The 21,625-nt window shown below is 74.2% G+C and carries 21 protein-coding genes; 16 read left to right on the top strand and 5 right to left on the bottom strand.

Annotation, left to right across the window (positions count from 1 at the left end; genetic code table 11):
* Positions 1-9 precede the first annotated feature (9 nt).
* From ACFYXK_RS21515 to ACFYXK_RS21505, 3 genes are all read right to left on the bottom strand, one after another.
* The gene (locus ACFYXK_RS21515) at positions 10-243 is read right to left on the bottom strand and encodes a chaplin (RefSeq protein ID WP_389412567.1); all 234 of its coding nucleotides are present in this window, start codon (positions 241-243) and stop codon (positions 10-12) included.
* Positions 244-463: 220 nt separating this feature from the next.
* Positions 464-874: a rodlin gene (locus ACFYXK_RS21510; RefSeq protein WP_389412566.1), complete on the bottom strand. Its 411-nt coding sequence runs from the start codon at positions 872-874 to the stop codon at positions 464-466.
* Positions 875-1,004: 130 nt separating this feature from the next.
* A complete protein-coding gene (locus ACFYXK_RS21505; RefSeq protein ID WP_389412565.1) occupies positions 1,005-1,247 on the bottom strand; it encodes a chaplin in 243 nt (80 codons plus the stop codon).
* Between the two features lie 103 nt (positions 1,248-1,350).
* Between ACFYXK_RS21505 and ACFYXK_RS21500 the strand changes: the two genes are divergently transcribed.
* The 9 genes from ACFYXK_RS21500 (at position 1,351) to ACFYXK_RS21460 (ending at position 12,565) form a co-directional block, all read left to right on the top strand.
* Positions 1,351-2,547 carry a DUF3344 domain-containing protein gene (locus tag ACFYXK_RS21500; protein WP_389412564.1) on the top strand — a complete coding sequence of 399 codons (1,197 nt, stop codon included), beginning with the start codon at positions 1,351-1,353 and terminating at the stop codon, positions 2,545-2,547.
* A 67-nt stretch (positions 2,548-2,614) separates the two neighbouring features.
* The gene (locus tag ACFYXK_RS21495) at positions 2,615-3,784 is read left to right on the top strand and encodes a glycosyltransferase (protein WP_389412642.1); all 1,170 of its coding nucleotides are present in this window, start codon (positions 2,615-2,617) and stop codon (positions 3,782-3,784) included.
* Complete coding sequence (locus ACFYXK_RS21490) at positions 3,781-5,298, top strand: exopolysaccharide biosynthesis polyprenyl glycosylphosphotransferase (protein WP_389412563.1); 1,518 nt, start codon at positions 3,781-3,783, stop codon at positions 5,296-5,298. The genes ACFYXK_RS21495 and ACFYXK_RS21490 overlap by 4 nt, the downstream gene beginning before the upstream one ends.
* Positions 5,298-6,761 (top strand): O-antigen ligase family protein, encoded by a 1,464-nt coding sequence (locus ACFYXK_RS21485; RefSeq protein WP_389412562.1) that lies wholly within the window; start codon positions 5,298-5,300, stop codon positions 6,759-6,761. The genes ACFYXK_RS21490 and ACFYXK_RS21485 overlap by 1 nt, the downstream gene beginning before the upstream one ends.
* Positions 6,758-8,539, top strand: coding sequence for a lipid II flippase MurJ (locus ACFYXK_RS21480; RefSeq protein WP_389412561.1), 1,782 nt, complete (start codon positions 6,758-6,760; stop codon positions 8,537-8,539). Before ACFYXK_RS21485 ends, ACFYXK_RS21480 begins: the two co-directional genes overlap by 4 nt.
* Positions 8,529-9,305 (top strand): polysaccharide deacetylase family protein, encoded by a 777-nt coding sequence (locus ACFYXK_RS21475; RefSeq protein WP_389412560.1) that lies wholly within the window; start codon positions 8,529-8,531, stop codon positions 9,303-9,305. Before ACFYXK_RS21480 ends, ACFYXK_RS21475 begins: the two co-directional genes overlap by 11 nt.
* 5 nt (positions 9,306-9,310) lie before the next feature.
* Complete coding sequence (locus ACFYXK_RS21470; protein WP_389412641.1) at positions 9,311-10,672, top strand: glycosyltransferase; 1,362 nt, start codon at positions 9,311-9,313, stop codon at positions 10,670-10,672.
* Positions 10,673-10,742: 70 nt separating this feature from the next.
* On the top strand, positions 10,743-11,426 hold the full coding sequence (locus ACFYXK_RS21465; protein ID WP_389412559.1) for a lipopolysaccharide biosynthesis protein: 684 nt from the start codon (positions 10,743-10,745) through the stop codon (positions 11,424-11,426).
* The gene (locus ACFYXK_RS21460; RefSeq protein ID WP_389412558.1) at positions 11,423-12,565 is read left to right on the top strand and encodes a GNAT family N-acetyltransferase; all 1,143 of its coding nucleotides are present in this window, start codon (positions 11,423-11,425) and stop codon (positions 12,563-12,565) included. Before ACFYXK_RS21465 ends, ACFYXK_RS21460 begins: the two co-directional genes overlap by 4 nt.
* Positions 12,566-12,570: 5 nt before the next feature.
* Here the strand turns inward: ACFYXK_RS21460 and ACFYXK_RS21455 are convergent, their stop codons facing one another.
* Complete coding sequence (locus ACFYXK_RS21455; protein WP_389412557.1) at positions 12,571-14,115, bottom strand: glycoside hydrolase family 26 protein; 1,545 nt, start codon at positions 14,113-14,115, stop codon at positions 12,571-12,573.
* 150 nt (positions 14,116-14,265) lie between these two features.
* On the opposite strand from ACFYXK_RS21455, the gene ACFYXK_RS21450 reads away from it, so the two are divergent.
* The 5 genes from ACFYXK_RS21450 (at position 14,266) to ACFYXK_RS21430 (ending at position 19,755) form a co-directional block, all read left to right on the top strand.
* Positions 14,266-15,690, top strand: coding sequence for an ATP-grasp domain-containing protein (locus ACFYXK_RS21450; RefSeq protein ID WP_389412556.1), 1,425 nt, complete (start codon positions 14,266-14,268; stop codon positions 15,688-15,690).
* Positions 15,691-15,820: 130 nt separating this feature from the next.
* On the top strand, positions 15,821-17,095 hold the full coding sequence (locus ACFYXK_RS21445) for an NAD(P)-binding domain-containing protein (protein ID WP_389412640.1): 1,275 nt from the start codon (positions 15,821-15,823) through the stop codon (positions 17,093-17,095).
* An 18-nt stretch (positions 17,096-17,113) separates the two neighbouring features.
* Positions 17,114-17,371: a hypothetical protein gene (locus ACFYXK_RS21440; protein WP_389412555.1), complete on the top strand. Its 258-nt coding sequence runs from the start codon at positions 17,114-17,116 to the stop codon at positions 17,369-17,371.
* A gap of 11 nt (positions 17,372-17,382) precedes the next feature.
* Complete coding sequence (locus tag ACFYXK_RS21435; protein ID WP_389412554.1) at positions 17,383-19,470, top strand: SpoIIE family protein phosphatase; 2,088 nt, start codon at positions 17,383-17,385, stop codon at positions 19,468-19,470.
* An 87-nt stretch (positions 19,471-19,557) separates the two neighbouring features.
* Entirely contained in the window at positions 19,558-19,755 is a 198-nt protein-coding gene (locus ACFYXK_RS21430; RefSeq protein WP_383514928.1) for a hypothetical protein, read from the top strand.
* 32 nt (positions 19,756-19,787) lie between these two features.
* On the opposite strand, the gene ACFYXK_RS21425 is transcribed toward ACFYXK_RS21430, so the two are convergent.
* Positions 19,788-20,228 (bottom strand): DUF6299 family protein, encoded by a 441-nt coding sequence (locus ACFYXK_RS21425; RefSeq protein ID WP_389412553.1) that lies wholly within the window; start codon positions 20,226-20,228, stop codon positions 19,788-19,790.
* 163 nt (positions 20,229-20,391) lie between these two features.
* Between ACFYXK_RS21425 and ACFYXK_RS21420 the strand changes: the two genes are divergently transcribed.
* Both ACFYXK_RS21420 and ACFYXK_RS21415 read left to right on the top strand, forming a co-directional pair.
* Positions 20,392-21,000 (top strand): hypothetical protein, encoded by a 609-nt coding sequence (locus ACFYXK_RS21420; protein WP_389412552.1) that lies wholly within the window; start codon positions 20,392-20,394, stop codon positions 20,998-21,000.
* Positions 21,001-21,056: 56 nt separating this feature from the next.
* Positions 21,057-21,548, top strand: a complete 492-nt coding sequence (locus tag ACFYXK_RS21415) for a DUF5949 family protein (protein WP_389412551.1) — start codon at positions 21,057-21,059, stop codon at positions 21,546-21,548.
* Positions 21,549-21,625: the final 77 nt, after the last annotated feature.

The following is a 21,625-nucleotide window of genomic DNA, read 5'->3' as shown; positions in this document are numbered from 1 at the left end:
GGCGCTTCGTCAGGCGTTGACGCAGGTGTTGCCGAACGCGGGGTTCAGCAGGGCGATCACGTTGACGGTGTTGCCGCAGACGTTGACCGGGACGTGGACCGGCACCTGGAGGAGGTTGCCGGACAGGACGCCGGGGGAGCCGATGGCCTTGCCGTCGGCGACCGAGTCGGCCATGGCGGGCGAGGCGGCACCGGCGGCCATCAGAACGCCGGCGGCCAGCACCACTGCCTTCTTGTACGTCATTTGTTTTCGATCCTTCCCGCAGAGGCGTGTCCACTGCAGAAATAACAACGAGTGGGTCCGGAAAAAGAAACCGCAGATTTTCGCGGGCGGCTCCGCAATTCACCCCAACGCGCACCGGCCGGAATTCTCGGCGAATTTACGCCGTTATTCGCGGTGCCGACAAGCGGCGAGGCCGCCGCGACCCGGAGGGGTGCGGCGGCCTCGCTGACGCGGGGTGCGGTCAGCTGTGGGCGGAGCCGTTGCCCGACAGGACCGGGATGTTGTCCAGGATGTGCGAGAGCGGCTCGTCGCCCTTGGCCTGGGTGGAGTTCTCGGTGCACTGCTGGTTCATCGGGTTGGACAGGATCGGGATGTCCTGGACGCCGACGTTGATGAGCGCGAGGATCGACTGGGCGTTGACCTTGGCCGGCAGCGCGATGCAGGGCTTGTTGAACGAGCCCTGGATGAGCGCCATCTGGGGGCTCATGTTGCCGTACGTGGCCTGGTTGCCGTAGATCTGCGAGGCGCCGTTGCCGTTGACGGTGTTGATGCCGTTGTCGTTGCCGATGGCCATCGCCTGCGGGGCCATGGCGGCACCGATGCCCACGACCGAGGCTGCAGCAGCCGCGGTGGCCATCATCTTCTTGATCATTGTCGTCCCTTTTTTGCAGGATTGCCCGGTAGTGGAGCACCCGGATCAACGCCCGGGCTCCGGGTCGGGTTGCGTGGCTTCACCCGGATGCCGTCGTTTCGGGCCGCACGGTTGACGACTGGGGTGACGGTCAGGCGTTGACGCAGGTGTTGCCGAACGCCGGGTTCAGCAGGCCGACCAGGTTGGCGGTGAGACCGCAGACGTTCACCGGGACGTTGACCGGGACCTGGGCCAGGTTGCCGCTCAGCACGCCGGGGGACCCCGCCGCGACGCCCTCCGCCGCGCTGTCCGCGGAGGCGAGGCCCGCGCCGCCCGTCAGGACCGCAGCGCTCGCGACCGCCATCGTGGCGCCGCGCATCAGCCTCTTCTTCATCTCCGATTTTCCTTTCGGCTCGAACGGTGGTGCAACCGCATAACGACCCGCCGACTGCGAGGGTGCGTGTTATCGCCCAAAAGGCCGTACGAGCGAGTCCGGCGTGATTTCGGGCCCGACTTCTGACAAAGTTCACTCCTGTTTTGTCCCCTTGATCGAAAATGGAGACAGGGTCATGGGTTCGTCCCGCAGAATCCTCGGCACGCTCGGTCTGCTGTCCTGCCTCGTACTTTCGGCGAACGTCCCCGCCGCGGCCGCGTCTGCAGCCGCCCCGCCGGGCCCCGCGGCACCCGCCGTGCGGGAGATGCCCAAGGTTCCGTTCACCCAGCGTTACCAGGCCGTCCAGCGCGGCGGGCTGGTCCGGGCCTCCAACTCCTCCATCGCCTGCCGCGGGCAGGAGGCGCCGGACGCCGAGCCGTGCGCCGACGTCAAGCGCGGCGCGGCCGGGGTCAACAGCGATTTCGACATGTTCTACAGCGAGGTCGACAAGGATCCGGACACCTACAACTCCACCCGGGCCGAGCTCAAGGTCCCGCAGGGCGCCAAGGTCTCGTACGCCCGCCTGTACTGGGGCGGGAACCTGCGGGTGGGCGAGCAGAAGCCGCCGCAGGACAACGGCCGTGTGCTGGTCGCCGAGCCGGGCGGGGCGTACAAGGAGGTCCTCGCCGACACCGTGATCGGCCACCGCACGGATGAGGGCAGCGATGCCTACCAGGCCTCGGCCGACGTCACCCCGCTGGTCCGCAAGGGCGGCGCGGGGATGTGGACGGTCGCCCAGCTGAACATCGCGATGGGCAACTCCGAGGTGGGCGCCTGGGGCGGCTGGACGCTGGTCGTGGCCTACGAGCACCCGCAGGAGCCGGTGCGCCGGATCTCGCTGTGGGACGGCTTCGAGTCGCTCGCCGCGGGTGCGGGCGAGGCGGCCGGCGAGACGGTCGAGATCGCCGGCCTGGACGTGGCCGCCGGGTCCGCGGGGAAGGCCGGGGTGGTCGCGTACGACGGCGACCGCGGGACCCTCGGGGACTCACTCACGGTGACCGCCGACAGTGGCCGCCGGGTCAACGTCAGTGATGCAGAAAATCCTTTTAATGATGTTATGAATTCCACGATCACGGAATTCGGACATCACTCTTTCGTGCGACAGCCCGAACATGTGAATAATCTCGGATATGACGCGGACGTGTTCGACCTGAGTCCCGCCCTGTCCGGTGGTGCCCGCAGCCTGAGCTTCAGGTTCACGGGCGAAAGCCAGGGTCAATTCCTCGGCGTGCTCTTCGTTCAGACAGACGCGCGCCGCTGAACGTAGGAGACCGCTCCGCGTGCCGACACAGCCTCCCCCTGCGCAGCCCTCCCGTGCGCAGGTCCCGATTCCCAGCCCCCTTTCCGTCCTGCACCTCGTCCAGCCCGTCGACGGCGGCGTCGCCCGCGTCGTCGTCGACCTCGTCCGCGCCCAGACGGCCGCCGGCCTGCGGACCGCCGTCGGCTGCCCGCGCGGCGGACAGCTCGCCGACGCCGCCCGCGCCGCCGGGGCCGAGGTGCTCACCTGGCGCGCCGGGCGGGCCCCCGGGCCCGACCTGCCCGCCGAAGTGCTCGGCGCCCGGCGGGTGATCGGCCGGATCCGGCCCGACGTCCTGCACGCCCACAGCGCCAAGGCCGGCCTCGCCGGGCGGCTCGCCGTGCGGGGGGCCGTGCCCACCGTCTTCCAGCCGCACGCCTGGTCCTTCGACGCCGTCGGCGGGGCCACCGCCGCGCTCGCCCTGCGCTGGGAGCGGTTCGGGGCCCGTTGGGCCGACCGGGTGCTCTGCGTCAGCGAGGCCGAGCGCCGGGCCGGGGAAGCCGAGGGGATCACCGCCCACTGGTCGGTGATCCGCAACGGCGTGGACCTCGACCACTTCCGCCCCGGCGGTCCCGACCGGGCCGCGGACCGGGCCCGGGCGCGAACCGAACTCCCGTTGCCCACCGCCTTCCTGGGGGACGGGCCGCTCGCCGTCTGCGTGGGCCGGCTCTGCCTGCAGAAGGGCCAGGACATCCTGCTCCGGGCCTGGCGGGAGGTGCTCGGCAACCTCCCCGAAGCCCGCCTCGCGCTCGTCGGCGACGGCCCCGACACCGAGCGGCTGCGCCGCACCGCCCCGCCCGGAGTGCTCTTCGCGGGGGCCGCCCCCGACATCCGACCGTGGCTTCGGGCCGCCGATCTCGTTGTACTGCCGTCGCGGTGGGAGGGCATGGCGCTCGCCCCGCTCGAAGCCATGGCCTGCGGCCGACCGGTCCTGGTCTCCGACGTCAGCGGTGCCCGGGAGAGCCTGCCGCCCGGCCAGGGACGGCTCTGCCTGGTACCGCCGGAGGACCCGACGGCGCTGGCCAAGGCCCTGGGACGGCTGCTCGCCGAACCGCGGCTGCTCGCCGAACTCGGGGAGCAGGCCCAGCAGCACGCCCGGACCGACTTCGACGTGCGGCGGACCACGGACGCGGTCACCGGTCTGTACCACGAACTGCTGGGCAGGCCCCGGCCCTTGAACCAGGAGCGCATCAGCCGATGACGATGGACAGCGCACCCGCCCGGCACACCGGGCAGGGCGGCACGGGGCCCGCCGGCGGCACCGCCGGCACCGCAGCCGTCCGACGGTCCGTGACCGCCATCCACCCCCCACGCCGGCCCAGGGCCGACCCGGCCCGGCACCTGGTGCGGCCGCAGCGGGTCCGGCGACGCGACGGGGTCCTCCCGCTGCTGACCGCCGATGCGCTGGCCGCCGTCCTCACCACGACGGCCCTGGCCCGGCCCGGTGCGGCGCTGCCGGCCGAGGCGGCCGCCCCGATCGCCGTGCTGGCCGCCGCGCTGCACGCGCAGGCCGGGCTGTACCGGCCGCGGCTCGCGCCCTCCGCGCTGTTCGAACTGCCCGCGCTGGCCGGGCGGGCCGCCGTCCTGTGGTGCGGGGTCGCCGCCGTCGTGGCCGCCGCGGCACCGGGCCAGGCCCTGGGCTGGTCCGCGCTGCTGAGCGCCGTCTGCCTGCAGCTCCTGCTGACGTGCACGGGCCGCGGGTTCGCCAACCGGCTCCGCCGCCGCTCCGCCCGCCTCCGGCCCGCCTCCGCGCTCGTCGTGGGCCCCGGCGCCGGGGCGAGTGCGGTCGCCGCCGCCCTGCACGGGCGCCCCGAGTACGGGTTGCGGCCCGTCGGGCTCGCCGACACCGGAGCCGCCGAGGAGGGCGGCGCCGGCGTGCCGGTGCTCGCCACCCACGAGGACATCCGGCGCGCGGTCATCCAGAACTCGGTCCGGCACGCGGTGTTCACCCGTCCGCCGGAGGCCGACGAGCGCACCGCCTCCCTCGTCCGGCTCTTCCACGACCACGGCTGCCGGCTCTGGCTCGCCGACCCGGCAGGCACCGCCAAGGTGACCGGCATGCGGGTGGCTCAGCCCGCCGACCAGCTGTGGGGGTACGCCGTACAGCCGCTGCTGCCCCGCCCGTCCCGGCCGGTGGAGCGCTTGGTGAAGCGGGCCGTCGACGGGCTGCTGGCCGCGATCGCGCTGATCGCGGCCGCGCCCGTGATGGGCCTGTGCGCGCTCGCCGTGCGGATCTCCGACGGGCCCGGGGTGATCTTCCGGCAGGAGCGGGTCGGCCTGTACGGGCGCTCCTTCACACTGCTGAAGTTCCGCACCCTGCGCGCCGACGAGCACGAGTCCGCCACCCGGTGGACGGTCGCGGGCGACCACCGGATGAGCCCCATCGGCTCCTTCCTGCGCAAGTCCTCGCTCGACGAGCTGCCGCAGCTGTGGAACGTCGTACGGGGTGACATGAGTCTGGTCGGCCCGCGGCCGGAGCGGCCCTTCTTCGTGGCGAAGTTCGCCGCCGTGCACCCCGGCTACGAGGCCCGGCACCGGATGCCCGTCGGCATCACCGGGCTCGCCCAGATCAACGGCCTGCGCGGGGACACCTCCATCGAGGACCGGGCCCGCTTCGACAACCACTACATCGACACCTGGTCGCTGTGGCAGGACCTGTGGATCCTCGCCCGCACGGCGGCCTCCTTCTTCCGCTTCCGGCTGGGGGGCAGCTGATGGCCCTCGCCGTATCCCCGGCCGGGTACCGGCCCGGTGCGGCGGCGATGCTGCGGCGGCACTGGCCGCTGCTGCCGCTCGCCGCGACCGTCCTGCTGCTCCTCGCCCCGATCGCGGCGGGCGACGCGAGCACCTCCGGCAAGGTCGGTCCGGCCGATGCCGCCTCGCTGCTGCTGGTGTTCGTGTGCACCGTGCAGGCGCTGCGCGGGCGGGTGCGGGAACTGAGCCCGCTGGGCGTGCTGGTCCTGGGCGTGCCCGCCGTGGGGCTGGCCGTCGCGACCGCGACGGCCGGGGACCCGTACGCGGCGCTGCCCGGGTTCGTGCGCTACCTCCAGGTGTTCGTCCTGGTCCCGGCGGCGATCGTGCTGCTGGTGCGCGACGCCGACGAGTTCCGGCTGGCGGCCGGGTGCTTCGTGGTGCTGGCGCTGGTGCAGGGCGCGGTCGGGGTCGTGCAGTACGCGACCCACACCGGGGCCTCGTACCAGGGCGAGGACGTCCGGGCCGTCGGCACCTTCGGCCCCGGCGACGTCATGGGCATGGCCACGGTGGTGGCGTACGGGCTGGTCGTGGCGACCGCCGCGGCGCTGGCTCCGGGGCTGCCGCGCCGGGTACGGCAGCTGGCGGGCGGCGCGGCCCTGGCGCTGGTGGTGCCGCTGGTGCTGTCGTTCAGCCGGGGCGCCTGGATCGCCACCGCCGGTGCGGCGGTGCTGGTGATGCTGCTGGCCGGGATCCGGCGGGCCCTGAGGGTGCTCCTCGCGCTGGCCGCGGCCGGTGTGGTCCTGGTGGGCGGGCTCGGGGTCGGATCCGAGATGGTCGCGGAGCGGCTGACCTCGATCACCCAGGTCTCCAGCGCGCCCGACCAGTCGGTGACCGACCGCTACACGATGTGGGCCGCCGCCGAGTCGATGTGGCGCGAGCGTCCGGCGGTCGGGGTGGGCCTCAAGGGCTTCCCGGCCAACCGGGACGGGCACTCCTCGCTGGGGCTGTCCTCCGGCAGCGACACCGCCGGCGCGGGGCAGGCGTACATCCGCCAGCCGCTGCTCTCCCCGCACAACATGTACCTGCTGGTGCTGAGCGAGCAGGGCCTGGTCGGGCTGATCGCGCTGGCGGGAGGCTGGGCGGTGCTGCTGGTCGCGGGACTGCGGCGGTGCGCCACGGGCGGTTCCGGTCTCCAGGACTGCGGGCTGATCGCGATCGGGCTGTTCGTCTGGCAGCTCACCGACTTCCTGTACGCGGACATCGGCGGGCCGTCCACCGTCCTGACCGGGGTGATCATCGGCCTGGCGGCCTGGTGGGCCCTGCCGTCGCGCTCCGGGGGTGATGCGGTTCCCGGCGGCTCCGGCGGGCCGGGGGCACGCCCGGCCTTCGGCGCGGGACGCGGTCCGGGCGAGGCTGCTGCCGCGGGAGGGCGCACCGGCTCCGCGGCCGCACTGCGCACCGTTCCGGGTGCGGACGGCCGGTGACCGATACGACGCCCTGGCGGCCCGCCTCCGGCCCCCCGGCCGGGGCGGGCCCCGCCCGCGTCCCGGGCGCGCCCGCCCGGGCCGCCCGCCGCGAGCTGCCCGACGGGCCGGGGCCCGGAAGGGACGACCCGGGCGGCCCACCCCGGGGGGCCGGCCTCCCGGGCGGGAGCACGGCGCCGGCTCCGCTGGGGCGGTTCCTGGCCAAGGCCGCCGCCGTCACGGCCGGACTGACCGCCGCCGGGGCGGTGTTCGGGCTGGTCCGGGACCAGACCATCGCGCACCTCTTCGGGGCCGGGCACGACAGCGATGCCTTCCTGATCGCCTGGACGGTGCCCGAGATGGCCTCGACCCTGCTGATCGAGGACGCCATGGCGCTGCTGATGGTGCCCGCGTTCAGCCACGCCCTGGCCCGGCGGGCGGCGGGCCGGGCCGGGCTCACCCGCAAGGAGGCCCGCGCGCAGGACCCCGTACGGCTGCTCGTGGGGGCGACCCTGCCGCGGCTGGCGGTGTTCCTGGCCGCCGTCGCCTCCTTGCTCGTCGTCGCCGCGCCGCTCGTCGTCGCCGTGCTCGCGCCCGGACTGCCGGACCCGGACCTGGCCGTGGAGTGCACCCGGATGACGGCGCTGACCGTGCTGTCGTTCGGCATCGCGGGGTACTTCAGCGCCGCGCTCAGGGCGCACCGCTCGTTCGTGCCACCGGCCGCGATCTACGTCTCGTACAACGTCGGGATCATCGGGACGATGGTCGTGCTGCACGCGGCGTGGGGGGTGCGGGCCGCCGCCGCCGGGGTCGCCGCCGGCGGGCTGCTGATGGTGCTCGTCCAACTGCCCGCGTTCATCCGGAACGTGGGCTTCGGCCCGTCCCGCGCCAAGGGCGCGCCGCGCAGCCAGCGTGACCGGGACCGGCCCACCCTGATGGCGTTCGGGCTGATCGCCCCGGTGATCTTCTTCGCCGTGTTCCGGCAGTCGCAGGTGCTGGTCGAGCGGTTCCTGGCCGCCTCGCTGCCGCCCGGGGCCATCTCGCACCTGAACTACGCGCAGAAGGTTGCGCAGATGCCGATGGTGCTGTCCCTCATGATCTGCACCGTCACCTTCCCCGTCGTCGCCCAGGCCATGGCCGGCGGCGAGCGGGAGAAGGCCCGGCGGCGCGTCGAACAGGACCTCGCACTGGCCTCGCTCGCCGTCCTCATGGGCAGCGCCCTGGTCATCGGGTACGCGCCCCAGATCATCCAGGTCCTGTTCGAACGCGGCGCCTTCACCCACCGCGACACCCTGGCCACCGCCTCCGTCATGCGGGTCTACGGCCTCGGACTCCTCGGCCACTGCCTCGTCGGGGCGCTGTCCCGGCCCTTCTTCTCGACCGCCCGGCCCACCTGGTTCCCGGCGTTCGCGATGGGCGCCGGACTCCTCGTCAACATCGTGGCCGGAGCCTTCGCCGTCCGCTGGTGGGGCACGTACGGCATCGCCGCGGCCAACGCCGCCGGCATCTCCACCACCGCCGTCCTGCTGCTCACCGGGCTCGGCTCGCGGATCGTCGCCATCCAGGTCCGCCGGGTCGCGCTCAGCATCGGCCGGCTCTCCGTCGCCGCCGTCGGCGCCTGCGTCACCGGCTGGATCGCCGGGCCGATGATCCCCGACCCGCTGCTCAGCGCCGCGCTCGGCTGCCTGCTCGTCCCGGCCATGTTCGGCGCCTGCGGCATGGCCATACGTGCGCTCGAGATCACCGCCCTGCCCGCCCAGATCACCCAGATGACCCAGAGGTTCCGCAATGCCCGCTGACACCCGCACGGCGCCGGCCGCCGCCACGGTCCCCGCCCGCCGGACCGCCTCGCCGTGGGTCCTGATGTACCACTCGGTCGCCGAGTTCACCGACCCCGCCGAGGACCCGTACGGCATCACCGTCACCCCGGGCACGCTGGAGGCCCAGCTGCTGTGGCTGCGCTCCCGGGGCCTGCGCGGGGTGTCCGTCGGCGAGCTGCTCCGGGCCCACGCGGCCGGGCGCGGCGCCGGGCTCGTCGGGCTGACCTTCGACGACGGGTACACCGACTACCTGACCCGGGCGCTGCCGCTGCTGCGCCGCCACGACTGCACTTCCACGCTGTTCGTCCTGCCCGGGCGGCTCGGGGTGGACAACGTGTGGGACCCGCTGGGCCCGCGCAAGTCCCTGCTGACCGCCGAGGGCATCCGCGAAGTCGCCGCAGCCGGGCAGGAGATCGGCTCGCACGGGCTGCTCCACCAGGACCTCACCGCGGCCGCCGACGACATCCTCCAGCAGGAGCTGCGGGGCAGCCGGGAGCTGATCCGGGAGCTGACCGGGACCCTGCCGGAGGGGTTCTGCTACCCGTACGGGCACCTCGACGCGCGGGTCGTCGCGGCGACGCGGGCCGCCGGGTACGGGTACGCGTGCGCCATCGACCCCGGGCGGCTGGCCGGCCCGCACGCCCTGCCGCGCACCCACGTCAGCCAGGCGGACGGGGCCGGGCGGCTGCGGATCAAGCAGCTGCGGCACCGGGTGCGGGAGCTGCGGCGGGCGGTGCACCGGTGAACTCGCTGCGGGCGCTGCACATCATCACGGGGCTCGGGGTCGGCGGCGCCGAGCAGCAGCTGCGGCTGCTGCTGCGGCACATGCCGATGCGCTGCGACGTGCTGACGCTGACCAACCCCGGGCCGGTGGCCGAGGGGCTGCGGGCCGACGGGGTCCGGGTGGTGCACCTGGGGATGCGGGGCAACCGGGACCTGGGGGCGCTGCCGAGGCTGGTGCGGTTCATCCGGCGCGAGCAGTACGACCTCGTGCACACGCACCTGTACCGGGCCTGCGTGTACGGGCGGCTCGCGGCCCGGCTCGCGGGGGTCGGGGCGACCGTGGCCACCGAGCACTCCCTCGGCGAGGGCGAGATCGAGGGCCGGCGGCTGACGGCCGGGGTGCGGGCGCTGTACCTGGCCAGTGAGCGGCTGGGCGCGGCGACCGTGGCGGTGTCGGACACCGTGGCGGCGCGGCTGGAAGGGTGGGGGGTGCCGGCGGCGCGGGTGCACGTCGTACCGAACGGGATCGAGGCCGCCCGCTTCCGCTTCGACGAGGGCGTGCGCAGGGCCACGCGGGCCCGGAGCGGGCTGCCCGAGCGGGCGTTCGTGGTCGGCGGGGTCGGGCGCCTGGTGCCGGGCAAGCGGTTCGACTCGCTGGTCCGTGCGGTGGCGGCGCTGCCGGGCGCGCACCTGCTGCTGGCCGGGGACGGGCCGGAGCGGGCCGCGCTGCGCAGCCTGGCCGGGGAGCTGGGCGCGCAGAGCCGGATCCACCTGCTGGGGGAGCGGGACCCGCTGGGCGAGAGCGCGGACGGGCGGACGCCGGGGATCCCGGCGCTGCTGGCCGCGATGGACGTCTTCGTGTCCCCGTCGCGGGAGGAGGCCTTCGGCCTCGCCGTCGTGGAGGCCCTGGCCGCGGGGCTGCCCGTCCTGCACGTCACCTGTCCGGCGATCGACGACCTGCCGGCTGCGCAGGCGCCGGGGGCGCGGCGGATCGGGACCGGGACGGAGGAGCTGGTCGCCGCCCTGCGCGGGCACATGGAGGCGGGCGTGCGGCGGCTGCCGCCGCCACCGGTGGTCCGCCGCTACGACATCGCCGGCAGCGCGGACCGGCTCCTCGCGGTCTACGCCCTGGCGCTGTCCGCCCGTGGCGTGGCCGTCCCGCCGCCCGTGCCCCGATCGCCGGCGGGGCCGGAACTGCCGGGCTGCGCCATGGAACCCGCTGCGGTGCGGCCCGCGGCCGGCCGCGGGCCGGACTCCCGGGGCGCCGCCCCGGATCCCGCGCCTCAAACGCCGGCGGGGCTGGGTTCGGCCCCGGGCCCGGACGTTCGGGGCAGTGCCCCCGGACCCGCGCCGCGGACGGTGGGGCTGGAAGCGCCGCCGGCCGGTTGATTCACGCAGCGCCGAAGGGGTTCCCGACGCGGGACCCGAAAGAACTCGATTCCTCCAGGAAGGCACGTAGATGGCTGACACCGCCGATCAGAAGAAGACCGACCGCCGTCGTCGCAGGGCACGGCTGCTGCCGCCGCCCGCGTGGTGGCCGTTGCCCGCCGCCGCCGTGCTGGGGCTGGCCGCGGGCGGGGCGTACGGGGTGCTCAAGGCGCCCGAGTACGCCGCCACCAGCTACGTCGTCGCCGTCCCCGACGACACCACCGAGCCGGCCACCGCCCTCGGCTTCGCCCAGGCGTACGCGCGCATCGCCACCAGCAGTTCCACCCTCGCGTACGCCCAGCCCCGCGCGGGCATCGGCGCCCGCCAACTCCGTACGCACGTGCGCGCCGAGACCTCCCCCGAGTCCCCGATGATCGCCATCACCGGTACGTCGAAGAGCCCGACCGAGGCCGCCGACATCGCCAACGCCGTGGCCGACGCGCTCTCGCTGAGCAGCAATCAGGCCGCCAAGAACACCGGCGTCCAGCTGCTGCTGTTCAACCAGGCCGTCGCGCCGAGCGACCCGGCCTCGCCGTCCGCCACCGTCAGCGGGGCCGTCGGGCTGTGCGCCGGCGGCCTGCTCGGCGGGCTGTGGCTGCTGGCCCGGCCCGGCCGCACCCGGCGGCCCGAGGAGCAGCCGGCCGTCGGGGAGTACGCCTCCCTGCCCGCCCAGGGCGACCACAACGAGACCAAGGAGAAGGAGTCCGTGCGATGACTTCGGGCTCCGCCGGGGCCCTGTCGGTGACGCTGTGCCGCGACCCCCGGCAGTTCGCCGCGCTGGAAGAGCCGTGGAACCGGCTCTTCCGGGCCTGTCCCACCGCCACCCCCTTCCAGAGCCACGCCTGGTTGCACTCCTGGTGGCTCTCCTACGGCCGGGACGGGCGGCTCCGGATCGTGCTCGTCCGGCGCGGCGAGGAACTCGTCGGCGCGTGCGCGCTGATGCTCGTCCACCGGCCACTGCCGCTCCTGGTGCCGCTCGGCGGCGGCATCACCGACTACTTCGACGTCCTGGTGGCCGCCGAGCACGCCGCCCAGGTCGTCCCGGCGCTGGCCCGCGGCCTGCACCGGGCCGCTCGGGGCGCGGTCGTCGACCTGCGCGAGGTACGGCCCGGGGCCGCCGCCGAGGCGCTGTTCTGGCAGTGGCCCGGGATCCGCAGCAAGCTCGCCGACTCCACCTGCATGGAGCTGCCCGCGCTGCCGTTCGACGAGCTGGTCAAGCGGATGCCGGCCTCCGGCGCCCAGCGGGTCCGGGCCAAGCTGCGCAAGACCGACGCGGCCGGGATCGAGGAGCACGAGGTCACCGAGCAGGAAGTGCCGCGTGCCGTACGGACGCTGCTGCGGCTCCACGAGAAGCAGTGGCGCGGCCGCGGGGTGACCCCGGAGCACCTGAGGCCCCGGTTCGCCGAGCACCTGACGCGGGCCACCCGGCGGATGGTGCGGGTCGGCGAGGGCAGGCTGACCGAGTTCCGGCTGGACGGGAAGGTCGTGGCGGCCAACGTCACCCTGCTGTCGGGGGCGCTCAGCGGCGGCTACCTGTACGGCGCGGACCCGGACCTGCGGACCCGCAAGGTGGACGTGGCGACGCTGCTGCTGCGCTACGAAGCGGGCCGCGCCCTCGCCGAGGGCCGCCCGGTGGTGAGCTTCCTGCGCGGCAACGAGCCGTACAAGAACCACTGGCGGCCCGAGACCGTCGTCAACCAGCGCTTCCTGCTGGCCCGGACGGCGCTCGCGCCCCTGCTGCGCCTGCACGAATCGCAGGTGACGGGGCGCGAGCGGGCGGTGGACGCGCTGCGCGAGGCCCTGCCGGCCGCCAGGGACTGGCGGGCGCGGCTCAACGAACTGCGGGTCCGATGACGGGTCTACCAGGGCCAGAAGCCGGAGTCCTTGCCCCAGTCGATCTTGACGCAGACCGACTGCTTGCCGACCAGCTTGGAGAGCCACTCGCCGAAGTTGATCGGCACGCACCACGTCGTGCTGTTGGAGGGCGGTTCGACGGGCTCGGGCTTCGGCACGACCGGGGGCGGGACGGGGCTCGGGCTCGGGGCCGGGATCTCCGGCGACGGGACCGGGCTCGGGATCTCGGGCGAGGGGACCGGCACCGGGACGGGGTCCGGACTGGGGTTCACCGGGGTCTCGGGCGACGGGACCTCGGGCGAGGGCACGGGCTCGGGGACGGGCACGGGCTCGGGGCTCGGGCTCGGGGCCTCCGGCGAGGGGACCGGAACCGGGACCTGCGGGCTCGGGATCACCGGGACCTGCGGGATGTCCGGCGTCGGGATCGCCGGGGAGGGCACGGGGATCTCGGGGGTCGGGATCTGCGGGGTCGGGATCACCGGCGTGGGTACGACCGGGGTCGGCACGACGGGCGTCGGCACGACCGGCGTCGGGATGACCGGCGTGGGCACCACGGGCGTCGGGACCGGGTTTGGACGCTGGGGCGCGAGCGCGGCGCGGAAGGCCTTCGCGGACCTCGGGTTCTGCTTGCACTGCCACACGCCGTGCGGGCAGTAGTCCGTGATGGTGTGGTAGAGCGGCTTGTGCTGCTCGATCCACTTCAGCATGCGCCGTACGTACTCCGGGTTGTCCCCGTGCCGGAACAGCCCCCACTCCGGGTACGAGATCTCTTTGCCGTGCGCTTTCGCGAAATCCACGTGCTGTTGGAGCCCGTACGGCTGCCTGACCATCTCGTCGAAGGTCTTGCCGGGACCCTGGTCGTACGAATCCATGCCGACGATGTCGACCACGTCGTCGCCCGGGTAGCAGTTGGTCCAGCCGATCGCGTCCGACCCGCGGTTGGGGGCGTAATCGAACTTGAACGCCGCACCGGGGACGGAGCGCATCGTGTTGACGATCCGGCGCCAGTACTCCTTCCAGCCCTCCGGGTCCGGCGCGCAGCGGTGGGTGTAGGTGGCGCCGTTCATCTCCCAGCCGAGCACGATCACCGTGTCCGGGACGCCCAGTGCCACCAGCCGTTCGGCGAGCTTCTCGAAGTGCCGGTCGAACTCGCCCTGTGCGCCCGCCCGGATCAGCTGGGCCACCTGGCGGTCGGGGACCCGGTCCTCGTTGTGCTCCTGCATGGGCACGTTGAGGATGAAGAGCCGGTCCTCCTTGGCGCGGCGCCACTCGGCCCACGGCTCCAGGAAGTCGGGGCCCTCGATACGGGCCCAGCGGTCCCCGGGCAGATAGGTGTGGCCGACCCGGATCTCCTTGCCGCCCAGCCAGCGCGACAGGTTCGGGATCCGGGCGACTCCGGGCGGACCGGAGTCGAGAAAGGCGCCCATGGCGATGTCGGAGCCCTTGGGCTGCTCCCCCTCGGGTGCCGCGAGCGCGGCTCCGGTGGCGAGCAGTCCGGCCGTGACCGTACCGATGCAGGTGCTCGCCAGTCGGCGGTGTGGTCTGGGCATGGCGTCTCCCGAGCTTTCCTGAATCGGTGTGCTTGTCGAAGACGTTAGGCATCACATCTGACGAATGGCCTGTCCGGTGACCGCTGCGTAGGCCATTCGCAGCTGCGCATCCTCCCCGCTTGCTCCGACTAGGTGAAAGACACCGTTCCCATGCACGCGTTCGACGGCCATGTGCCCGCTGTAGTGCTCAGACTCGATCGGAATCCGTTCCACCACGGAACCCTCGGTGCCGTCAGATCTCTTGGGCGGAGGGGCGTGGAGGTCCATGCCGTCGTCGAGGCCGGGGGAGGTCCCATGGGGCGCTCGCGCTACCTGCACGCCGTGCATCCCGGGCCGGCCGGAGGCCTGGACCCCGAGGCTCCGGAGACGCTGCTGGAGTGCCTGGTCGGGGTGTCGGAGCGGATCGGCCGGCCGGCGGTGCTCGTCGCTATGGACGACCTCAGCGCCATCGCCGTCGCGCGGATCGCGCCGATGCTGGACGGGCGGTTCCGGGTCCCCCATCAGCCCGACGGGCTGCCGGCGCGGGTGGCGGACAAGGCCGAGCTGTCGCGGCTGTGCGCACGCTGGGACATCCCGCACCCGGAGACGGTGATCCCGGCGAGCGGGGCCGAGGCGGCGGAGGCCGCATGGCGCCTCGGCCTGCCGGTGGTGGCCAAGTGGAGCCGGCCCTGGCTGCTGCCCCCGGGCGGCGGACTGCGCAGCACCACGCTCGTCCACACCGCCGCCGAGGCGCGCCGCCTGTACGAGCGCACGCCGGAGGCCGGGAGCCGGCTGCTGCTCCAGCGCTTCCTGCCCGCCGGGACGGACACCGACTGGTTCTTCCACGGCGCCTTCGCCCGGGGCGGGCGCCCGCTGCTCGCGGGGTCGGGCCGCAAGGAGCTGTCCTGGCCGGTGCGGACGGGGCTGACGGCGGTGGGCCGCTGGCTGCCGGATCCGGCGGTGGAGGAGGCGGGGCTGCGGCTCGCCGAACGGCTGGGCTACCAGGGGATCTTGGACCTGGACTTCCGCCGGGACGAGACGGGCTGTTTCCGGCTCGTGGACTTCAACCCCCGGCCGGGCGCGCAGTTCCGGCTGTTCACGGACGCGGGCGGGCTGGACGTGGTCCAGGCGATGTACCTGGATCTGACGGGGCAACGGGTCCCGGAGCCCGCGGGCGGCCCGGGCCGGGTGTTCGTCGCGGAGAACTATGCCCTGCTGGCGTCGCTCCGCGGCCGCCGGCTGCCCCGGCGCTCCCCGGCCCGCCCGGCGCTCCCGTCCCCCTCGGCACCGCAGGACGCCGGGGCCGGGCAGGACCGCGCCGCGGGCGGCAGGCCCGGGCCGGTACGGGTGGCGCCGCGGGCGGAGCGGGGGCGGGTGGAGGCGGCCTGGTTCGCCGCCGACGACCCGATGCCGTTCCTCGCGATGCTCGCCGCGTTCCTGGGCCGGGGCGCGGGGAAGGGCGCGCGCGCCCTGCGCGGGGTCCCGGCGCACGGCCGCCGTACGGCCCGGGCCGTGGTCCGCGCCCCGCGCCAGCGTGCCCGCGACCTGACCCCGCCGACCGCCCCCGCCGAACCGGACGAACTGGTGACCCGATGACGCCGCGCCACCCGCCCCCGCCCCGGCCCCCGTCCCCGACTCCGGCGCCGCGGGGGCCCGTCACACGTACCGCCGGAGGCAGTGGCACGGGCAGGGGGACCATGGGACTGGAGGGACAGCGGTGACGCAGGTGGAGGATCTCGTCGTGGTCGGCGCCGGGCCGTACGGGCTGTCGATCGCCGCGCACGCGATGGCGGCGGGGCTCGGCGTACGGGTGCTCGGGCGGCCCATGGCCTCGTGGCGGGACCACATGCCCGAGGGCATGTACCTCAAGTCGGAGCCCTGGTCCTCGAACCTGTCCGCGCCCGGCGGCCGGCACACCCTCGCCGCGTACTGCGCCACCCGGGGGCTGGCGGCCGAGCACGGCAGCCCGCTCCCGATCGGCACCTTCAGCTCGTACGGCATGTGGTTCGCCCGGCACGCCGCGCCCGAGGTGGAGGAGGTGACGGTCACCGAGGTCAGCCCGCAGGGCGACGGCTTCCTGATCCGCACCGCCGAAGGGCCGCCGCTGCTCGCCCGGACGGTCGCGATCGCCGTCGGGGTGATGCCGTTCGTGCACCTGCCCGAGGCGCTGCGGGACCTGCCGCCCGGGCACTGCTCGCACAGCAGCGGCCACCGCGACCTGGCCCGGTTCGCCGGCCGGGAGGTCGCCGTGGTCGGGGCCGGGCAGGCGGCCCTGGAGACCGCAGCCCTGCTGGCCGAGAACGGGGCCCGGCCCTGCCTCGTCGCCCGCAGGTCCCGGCTGCACTGGAACACCGTGCCCCAGCCGCTGGAGCGCCCCGCCCTGCGCGCCCTGCGCGATCCGCACAGCGGCCTCGGCACCGGCTGGCGCAGCTGGGCGTGGTCGGAACTGCCCTGGGCGGTGCGCCGGCTGCCCGCGCCGACCCGGGAGCGGATCGCCGCGACCGCGCTCGGGCCCGCCGGGGCCTGGTGGCTGCGGGACCGCTTCGAGCGCAGCGTCCCCGTGCTGCTGGGGCACCGGCTGCACCGGGCGGTGCCGGTCGGCGAGCGGACCCGGCTCGGGCTGACCACCGCGGCCGGGGAGTCCGTCGTACTGGACGTCGCGCACGTCGTCGCGGCCACCGGGTTCACCCCGCACCTGGGCCGGCTGGAACTGCTGGACGCCCGGCTGCGGGCCGTCCTCGAGACCGTCGGGGGCAGCGGCACGCCGGAGCTGAGCGCCGGTTTCGAGTCCTCCTGGCCCGGGCTGTTCTTCGCGGGGCTGCTGACGGCTCCCTCATTCGGCCCTTCCATGCGATTCGTGCACGGTGCGGGCTTCACGGCGGGGAGACTGGTCGGAGGAGTCCGAAAACGCCTCGGCGCCCGGCGCAGGCCGGCGGGCTCCGCCGGGACCGTACGGCCAGACCGGGCCGGTGCCGGGCATCCGAAGACGTCTCTGCGGTGAGGTCGAGAGGGGTCCGCGATGAGTGCGGAGCAGCGAGCACAGGGTCGTGGCTGGGTGCGCATTCCCGCCAGCCGGGCGGAGCAGCCCGCCGCGCCCAGGACCGCCGCGCCCAGGACCGCCTCGCCGTACGCCCCTCCCGCACATGTGGCACCGGACCAGCCGACCATCTACCTCTCCCTCGTCAAGCGCTGGCAGGAGGCCGGGCGCACCCTTCCGGGGCATCCTGACGAGGAGTGGGAGCGGCTGATCTCCCAGCCGTGCTGGCCCGGCCGTTAGGTGGTGTTCTCGTGGCAGCGGCGGAGCGCGACAGATCCGAGCAGGGCCGACGGGACCCTGTGACCGGGCCCGGTGAGCGGCTCGCGCTCAACGCCATGGGCAGCTTCGAGTGGGACCTGGACACCGGGACGCTGTTGCTGGACGAGGCCGGGCTCGTGGTCTTCGACCTCGAGCGGGAGGAGTTCGGCGACACCCCGGAGGGGCTGGGGCTGCGGATCCCGGCCGACGACGGTGCACGGCTGGCGGAAGCCACGCAGGCCGCCCTGGACGGCGGTGCGGAGACGTACGGCTCGTACTTCACGGTGCAGCGGCGCGACGGCGTCGACCAGTGGACGCACACGCAGGGCCGGATCCTGCGGGACGCCGGCGGGCGGCCCCTGCGGATCGTCGGGATCGTGCGGGACGCGACGGCCGAGCTCGCGCACGCCACCATCCTGCGGAAGCTGGAGTCGGCTCGGGCCCAGCAGGCCACCATCGTGCAGCGGACGACGGAGGCCCTGTCGCGGGCGGTGACGGTCGACGACGTCACGGCCACGCTGACCGGGGCGGGAGCACTGGAGCGGCTGGGCGCCGACGGGCTGGCCCTGGGGCTGGTCGAGAACGGCGCCATCAAGATCATCGCGCTGAGCGGGGAGTCGCTGGAGATCCTCAGCGAGCGCAAGTTCACCCGGCTGGACGGCTCGCTGCCGCTGTCGCAGGCGGTGCTGACCCGCAAGGCGCGCTTCGTCACCTCCCTGACCGATCTGGCCGGCGAGTTCCCGCTGCTCGCGGACTACCTGCGCCGGATCCGCTTCGACGCCGCCGCCTACCTGCCGCTGATCGCGCAGGCCAAGGCCATCGGCGGGCTCGTGCTGTTCTACCGGCGGCGCACCGACTTCAGCCCGGAGGAGCGCAACCTGTGCCTGGGCCTGGCCGGCATCGTGGCGCAGTCCCTCCAGCGGGCGCTCCTGTTCGACCAGGAACGGGAGTTCGCGACGGGCCTGCAGGCCTCGATGCTCCCGCGCCGGATCCCGGAGATCAACGGCGGCGAGATCGCGGTGCGCTACCACTCCGCCTGGAGCGGTCGGGAGGTCGGCGGGGACTGGTACGACGTGATCGCGCTGCCCCGCGACCGGGTCGGCATCGTCGTGGGCGACGTACAGGGCCACGACACGCACGCGGCGGCCATCATGGGCCAGCTGCGGATCGCACTGAGGGCGTACGCGGGGGAGGGCCATGCGCCGTCGACCGTGCTGGCCCGGGCCTCGCGCTTCCTGGCCGAGCTGGACACCGAGCGCTTCGCGACCTGCATGTACGCACAGGTCGACCTGGAGACCGGGGGCGTACGGGCGGTCCGCGCGGGCCATCTCGGGCCGCTGATCCGCCACACGGACGGGCGTACGGGCTGGCCCAACGTACGCGGCGGGCTGCCGCTCGGACTGGCCTCGGTCTTCGAACAGGAGGACTTCCCCGAGACCCGGCTCGACCTGGTCCCCGGGGAGACGCTGGTGCTGTGCACCGACGGCCTGGTGGAGGAGCCCGGCACCGCCATCACCCAGGGCATGGAGGCCCTCGCGCACGCCGTGCGCAGCGGGCCGCAGGAGGCCGGGGCACTCGCAGACCACCTCTCGGACCGGCTGTGGGAACGCTGGGGCTCCGGCGACGACGTGGCCCTGCTGGTGCTGCGCCGGGCCCCCGACCCGGGCACCCACCGGGCCCCGCGGATCCACCAGTACATCCACCAGGCGGACCCGGAGGGCCTCTCGGAGGCGCGCTACGCCCTGCGCCAGGCGCTGCGCGACTGGGGCATGCCCGAGCTCGCCGACGACGTGGAACTGGCGGCCGGGGAACTGCTGGTCAACGCCCTGCTGCACACGGACGGCGGGGCGGTGCTGACCATGGAGGTGCTGCCCGAGCCGGTCCGGCGGATCAGGCTGTGGGTCAAGGACCGCTCCAGTGTCTGGCCGCGCCGGCGCACCCCGGGGGAGGCCGCCACCACCGGGCGCGGGCTGCTGCTGGTGGACGCGCTGGCCACGCACTGGGGAGTGGAGTCCCGGGGTGACGGCAAGGCCGTGTGGTGCGAGTTCGACGTCGCGGGCAGCGTCCGGAGCATGGGGTGACGGGGGCGTGGGGTGAGCGGACGGTCACGCCGAGTTGTGGCACCGCGGGGGTGGAGTGATGATGCGGTCCATGAAACGGACGACCGCATGGACACGGATCCTGCCGTGCACCGGCTGAACAAGCGGCCGGGCAAGGGCGCCACGACCGCTCTGCTCGCGCTCCTCCTGCTGGCCGTCGGGGTCCCCACGGCCGTGCACCGCACGACGGGGCGCCCGCATCCCGATACCGGCTGCCGGACCGTCGCGTTCATGTCGATGACCGGCGTGGCGCCCGCCTGCCGGTAGCGGCGGCTACCGGCGACGGCCGGGTGCGTGCGTCAGTGGTGCTTCTCCTCCAGCCGGATCTCCCGCTCCGTCTTGGCCAGGTGGGACACGCGCAAGGTGAACCCGGAGTGCAGGCTCGCGGACTGGAGCGTGACCTCCGCGCCGGCCGCACCCGGGTGCAGGTGCACCAGGTCCAGGGAGGCCGACGCGGACCAGTCGTGCCCGTACCCGTCGCACACGGCCTCCTCGCCGCCGAAGCCCAGGCGGGTTCCGTCCTGGACGAGGGTGACCTGGACCTGCACTCCACGGGGTGACGAGGGCCGGCACGAGTAGGTGCCGAAGAGGGTGACGCGGCCGTCGTCGGAAATGTGACCGAATTCCTGTACGGAAATCTCGTCGCCGTGGGCGCGGGCGCCGGCGGGAGTGGTGAACACGGTGGCCGCGGCCAGTGCGGAAAGCGCGGTGACGGCCAGTCGGCGGGTGGAAACGCGCATGAATCCTCCATGGGGGTGGGTCGGCACAAAAGCGCCGAAACGCATTGTGCTGGCAGATGGCGGGCAACTCCTTGCGCGCGCCCGTGTCGGTGTGTGCAATTGCCCGCTCGGGCGCGTGAGACTGGCCGGAATACGTCCCCGAAGGTCCCCGAAGGGATCACGCATGCGCCAGTCCGCTTCCGTCCTCGCCGCTGCTCTCCTGCCCCTCCTGCTGTTCGGTGCCACGGCCTGTTCCGGCGCCCCCGAGGGGGCGGCGCTCGCCCCGGCCGAGGCGCCCGCCGTCCCGGTGGACGACGGCGCGCCGGGCGCCGAGGAGGATCCGGCGGCCGCGGCCCCGGGGGCGGTGCCGGCCGCCGCGAAGGATGCCCATGTGGGTGACTCCGTACGGGTGCGCGGCCGCCAGGTGGGCCGCCACCTCCAGGCCGTGCTCACCGCGTACGTCGACCCCGCGGTCAGCGTGGAGAAGAACTACGCACCGCCCGCGGGCAAGCGCTGGGTGGCCGCCTCGATGTCGTTCGTCAACGTCGGCGGGGCCTCGTACGGGGCCCTCGGGCGCATGTGGGCGTACGACAGCGCGGGGGGTCGCCACCCGGTGGTGCCGACCGGTGAACTGACCACCGGCAAACCGCTCGTCTTCGATTCCCTCGCCGTCGGTGAGCGGGCCGAAGGGTGGGTGGTGTTCGAAATCCCGGAAAAGGCGCGCATCGTGCGGCTCCAGTACCAGGACGCGAACATGCAGGCGAATTCCGGAGAGGGATTCTGGGCCGTCTAGCCCGCCCGGGTGAAAGGCCGGAAAGGGCCGCGGGAGAGACCACTAGGGTGCGGCGCATGACTTCAACTCAAGCCGAAATCGACCGGTCCCAGCTCGGCACCCTTTCCGTGCTCGCCTGGATCGGCGACCCCTCCGAGGGCCACGACATCCCGTACCTGCTCGCCTACACCCTCGGCGACGGTCCGCAGGGGCGGGAGGCAGGGGAGAAGGCCGCCCGCGGGCTGCTGGAGGAGATCGGCCTGCCCATCGGTGACGTGGTCATGGACGGCACCCGCAACCCGGCCGCCTTCCCGGTGCAGATCGTGCTGGCGGACAACCAGGTCGCGCTGACCCTGCCCGGGCTGAACGCGACCTGCACCGCCCCGGACGAGTGGGTCGCCGCGGCGAACGAGAGCGGCCAGGCCTACTTCCTGTTCGCCACGCGCGCCTGGCCCGAGGCCGTCCCGGGCCAGCCGGTCGCGCCGGAGACCCTCCAGGAGTTCGCGGGGGACGAGGCCGTGCTCACGGGCAGCGCCCACTGCGTGCTGGCGGTCCGGCGCCTGCAGTAGCAGGCCCCCGGGGACCGAGCCCCCGCTCCGGCCGCCGGGCTCCCAGCCTGCCCGGTGGCCGGTTTCCCCGTCCCGGG

Origin of the sequence: Streptomyces sp. NPDC002209, assembly GCF_042890265.1 — a bacterium.
Taxonomy (GTDB): domain Bacteria; phylum Actinomycetota; class Actinomycetes; order Streptomycetales; family Streptomycetaceae; genus Streptomyces.
The sequence above is the reverse complement of the archived record's forward strand: the minus strand, read 5'-3'. Positions and strand labels throughout refer to the sequence as shown.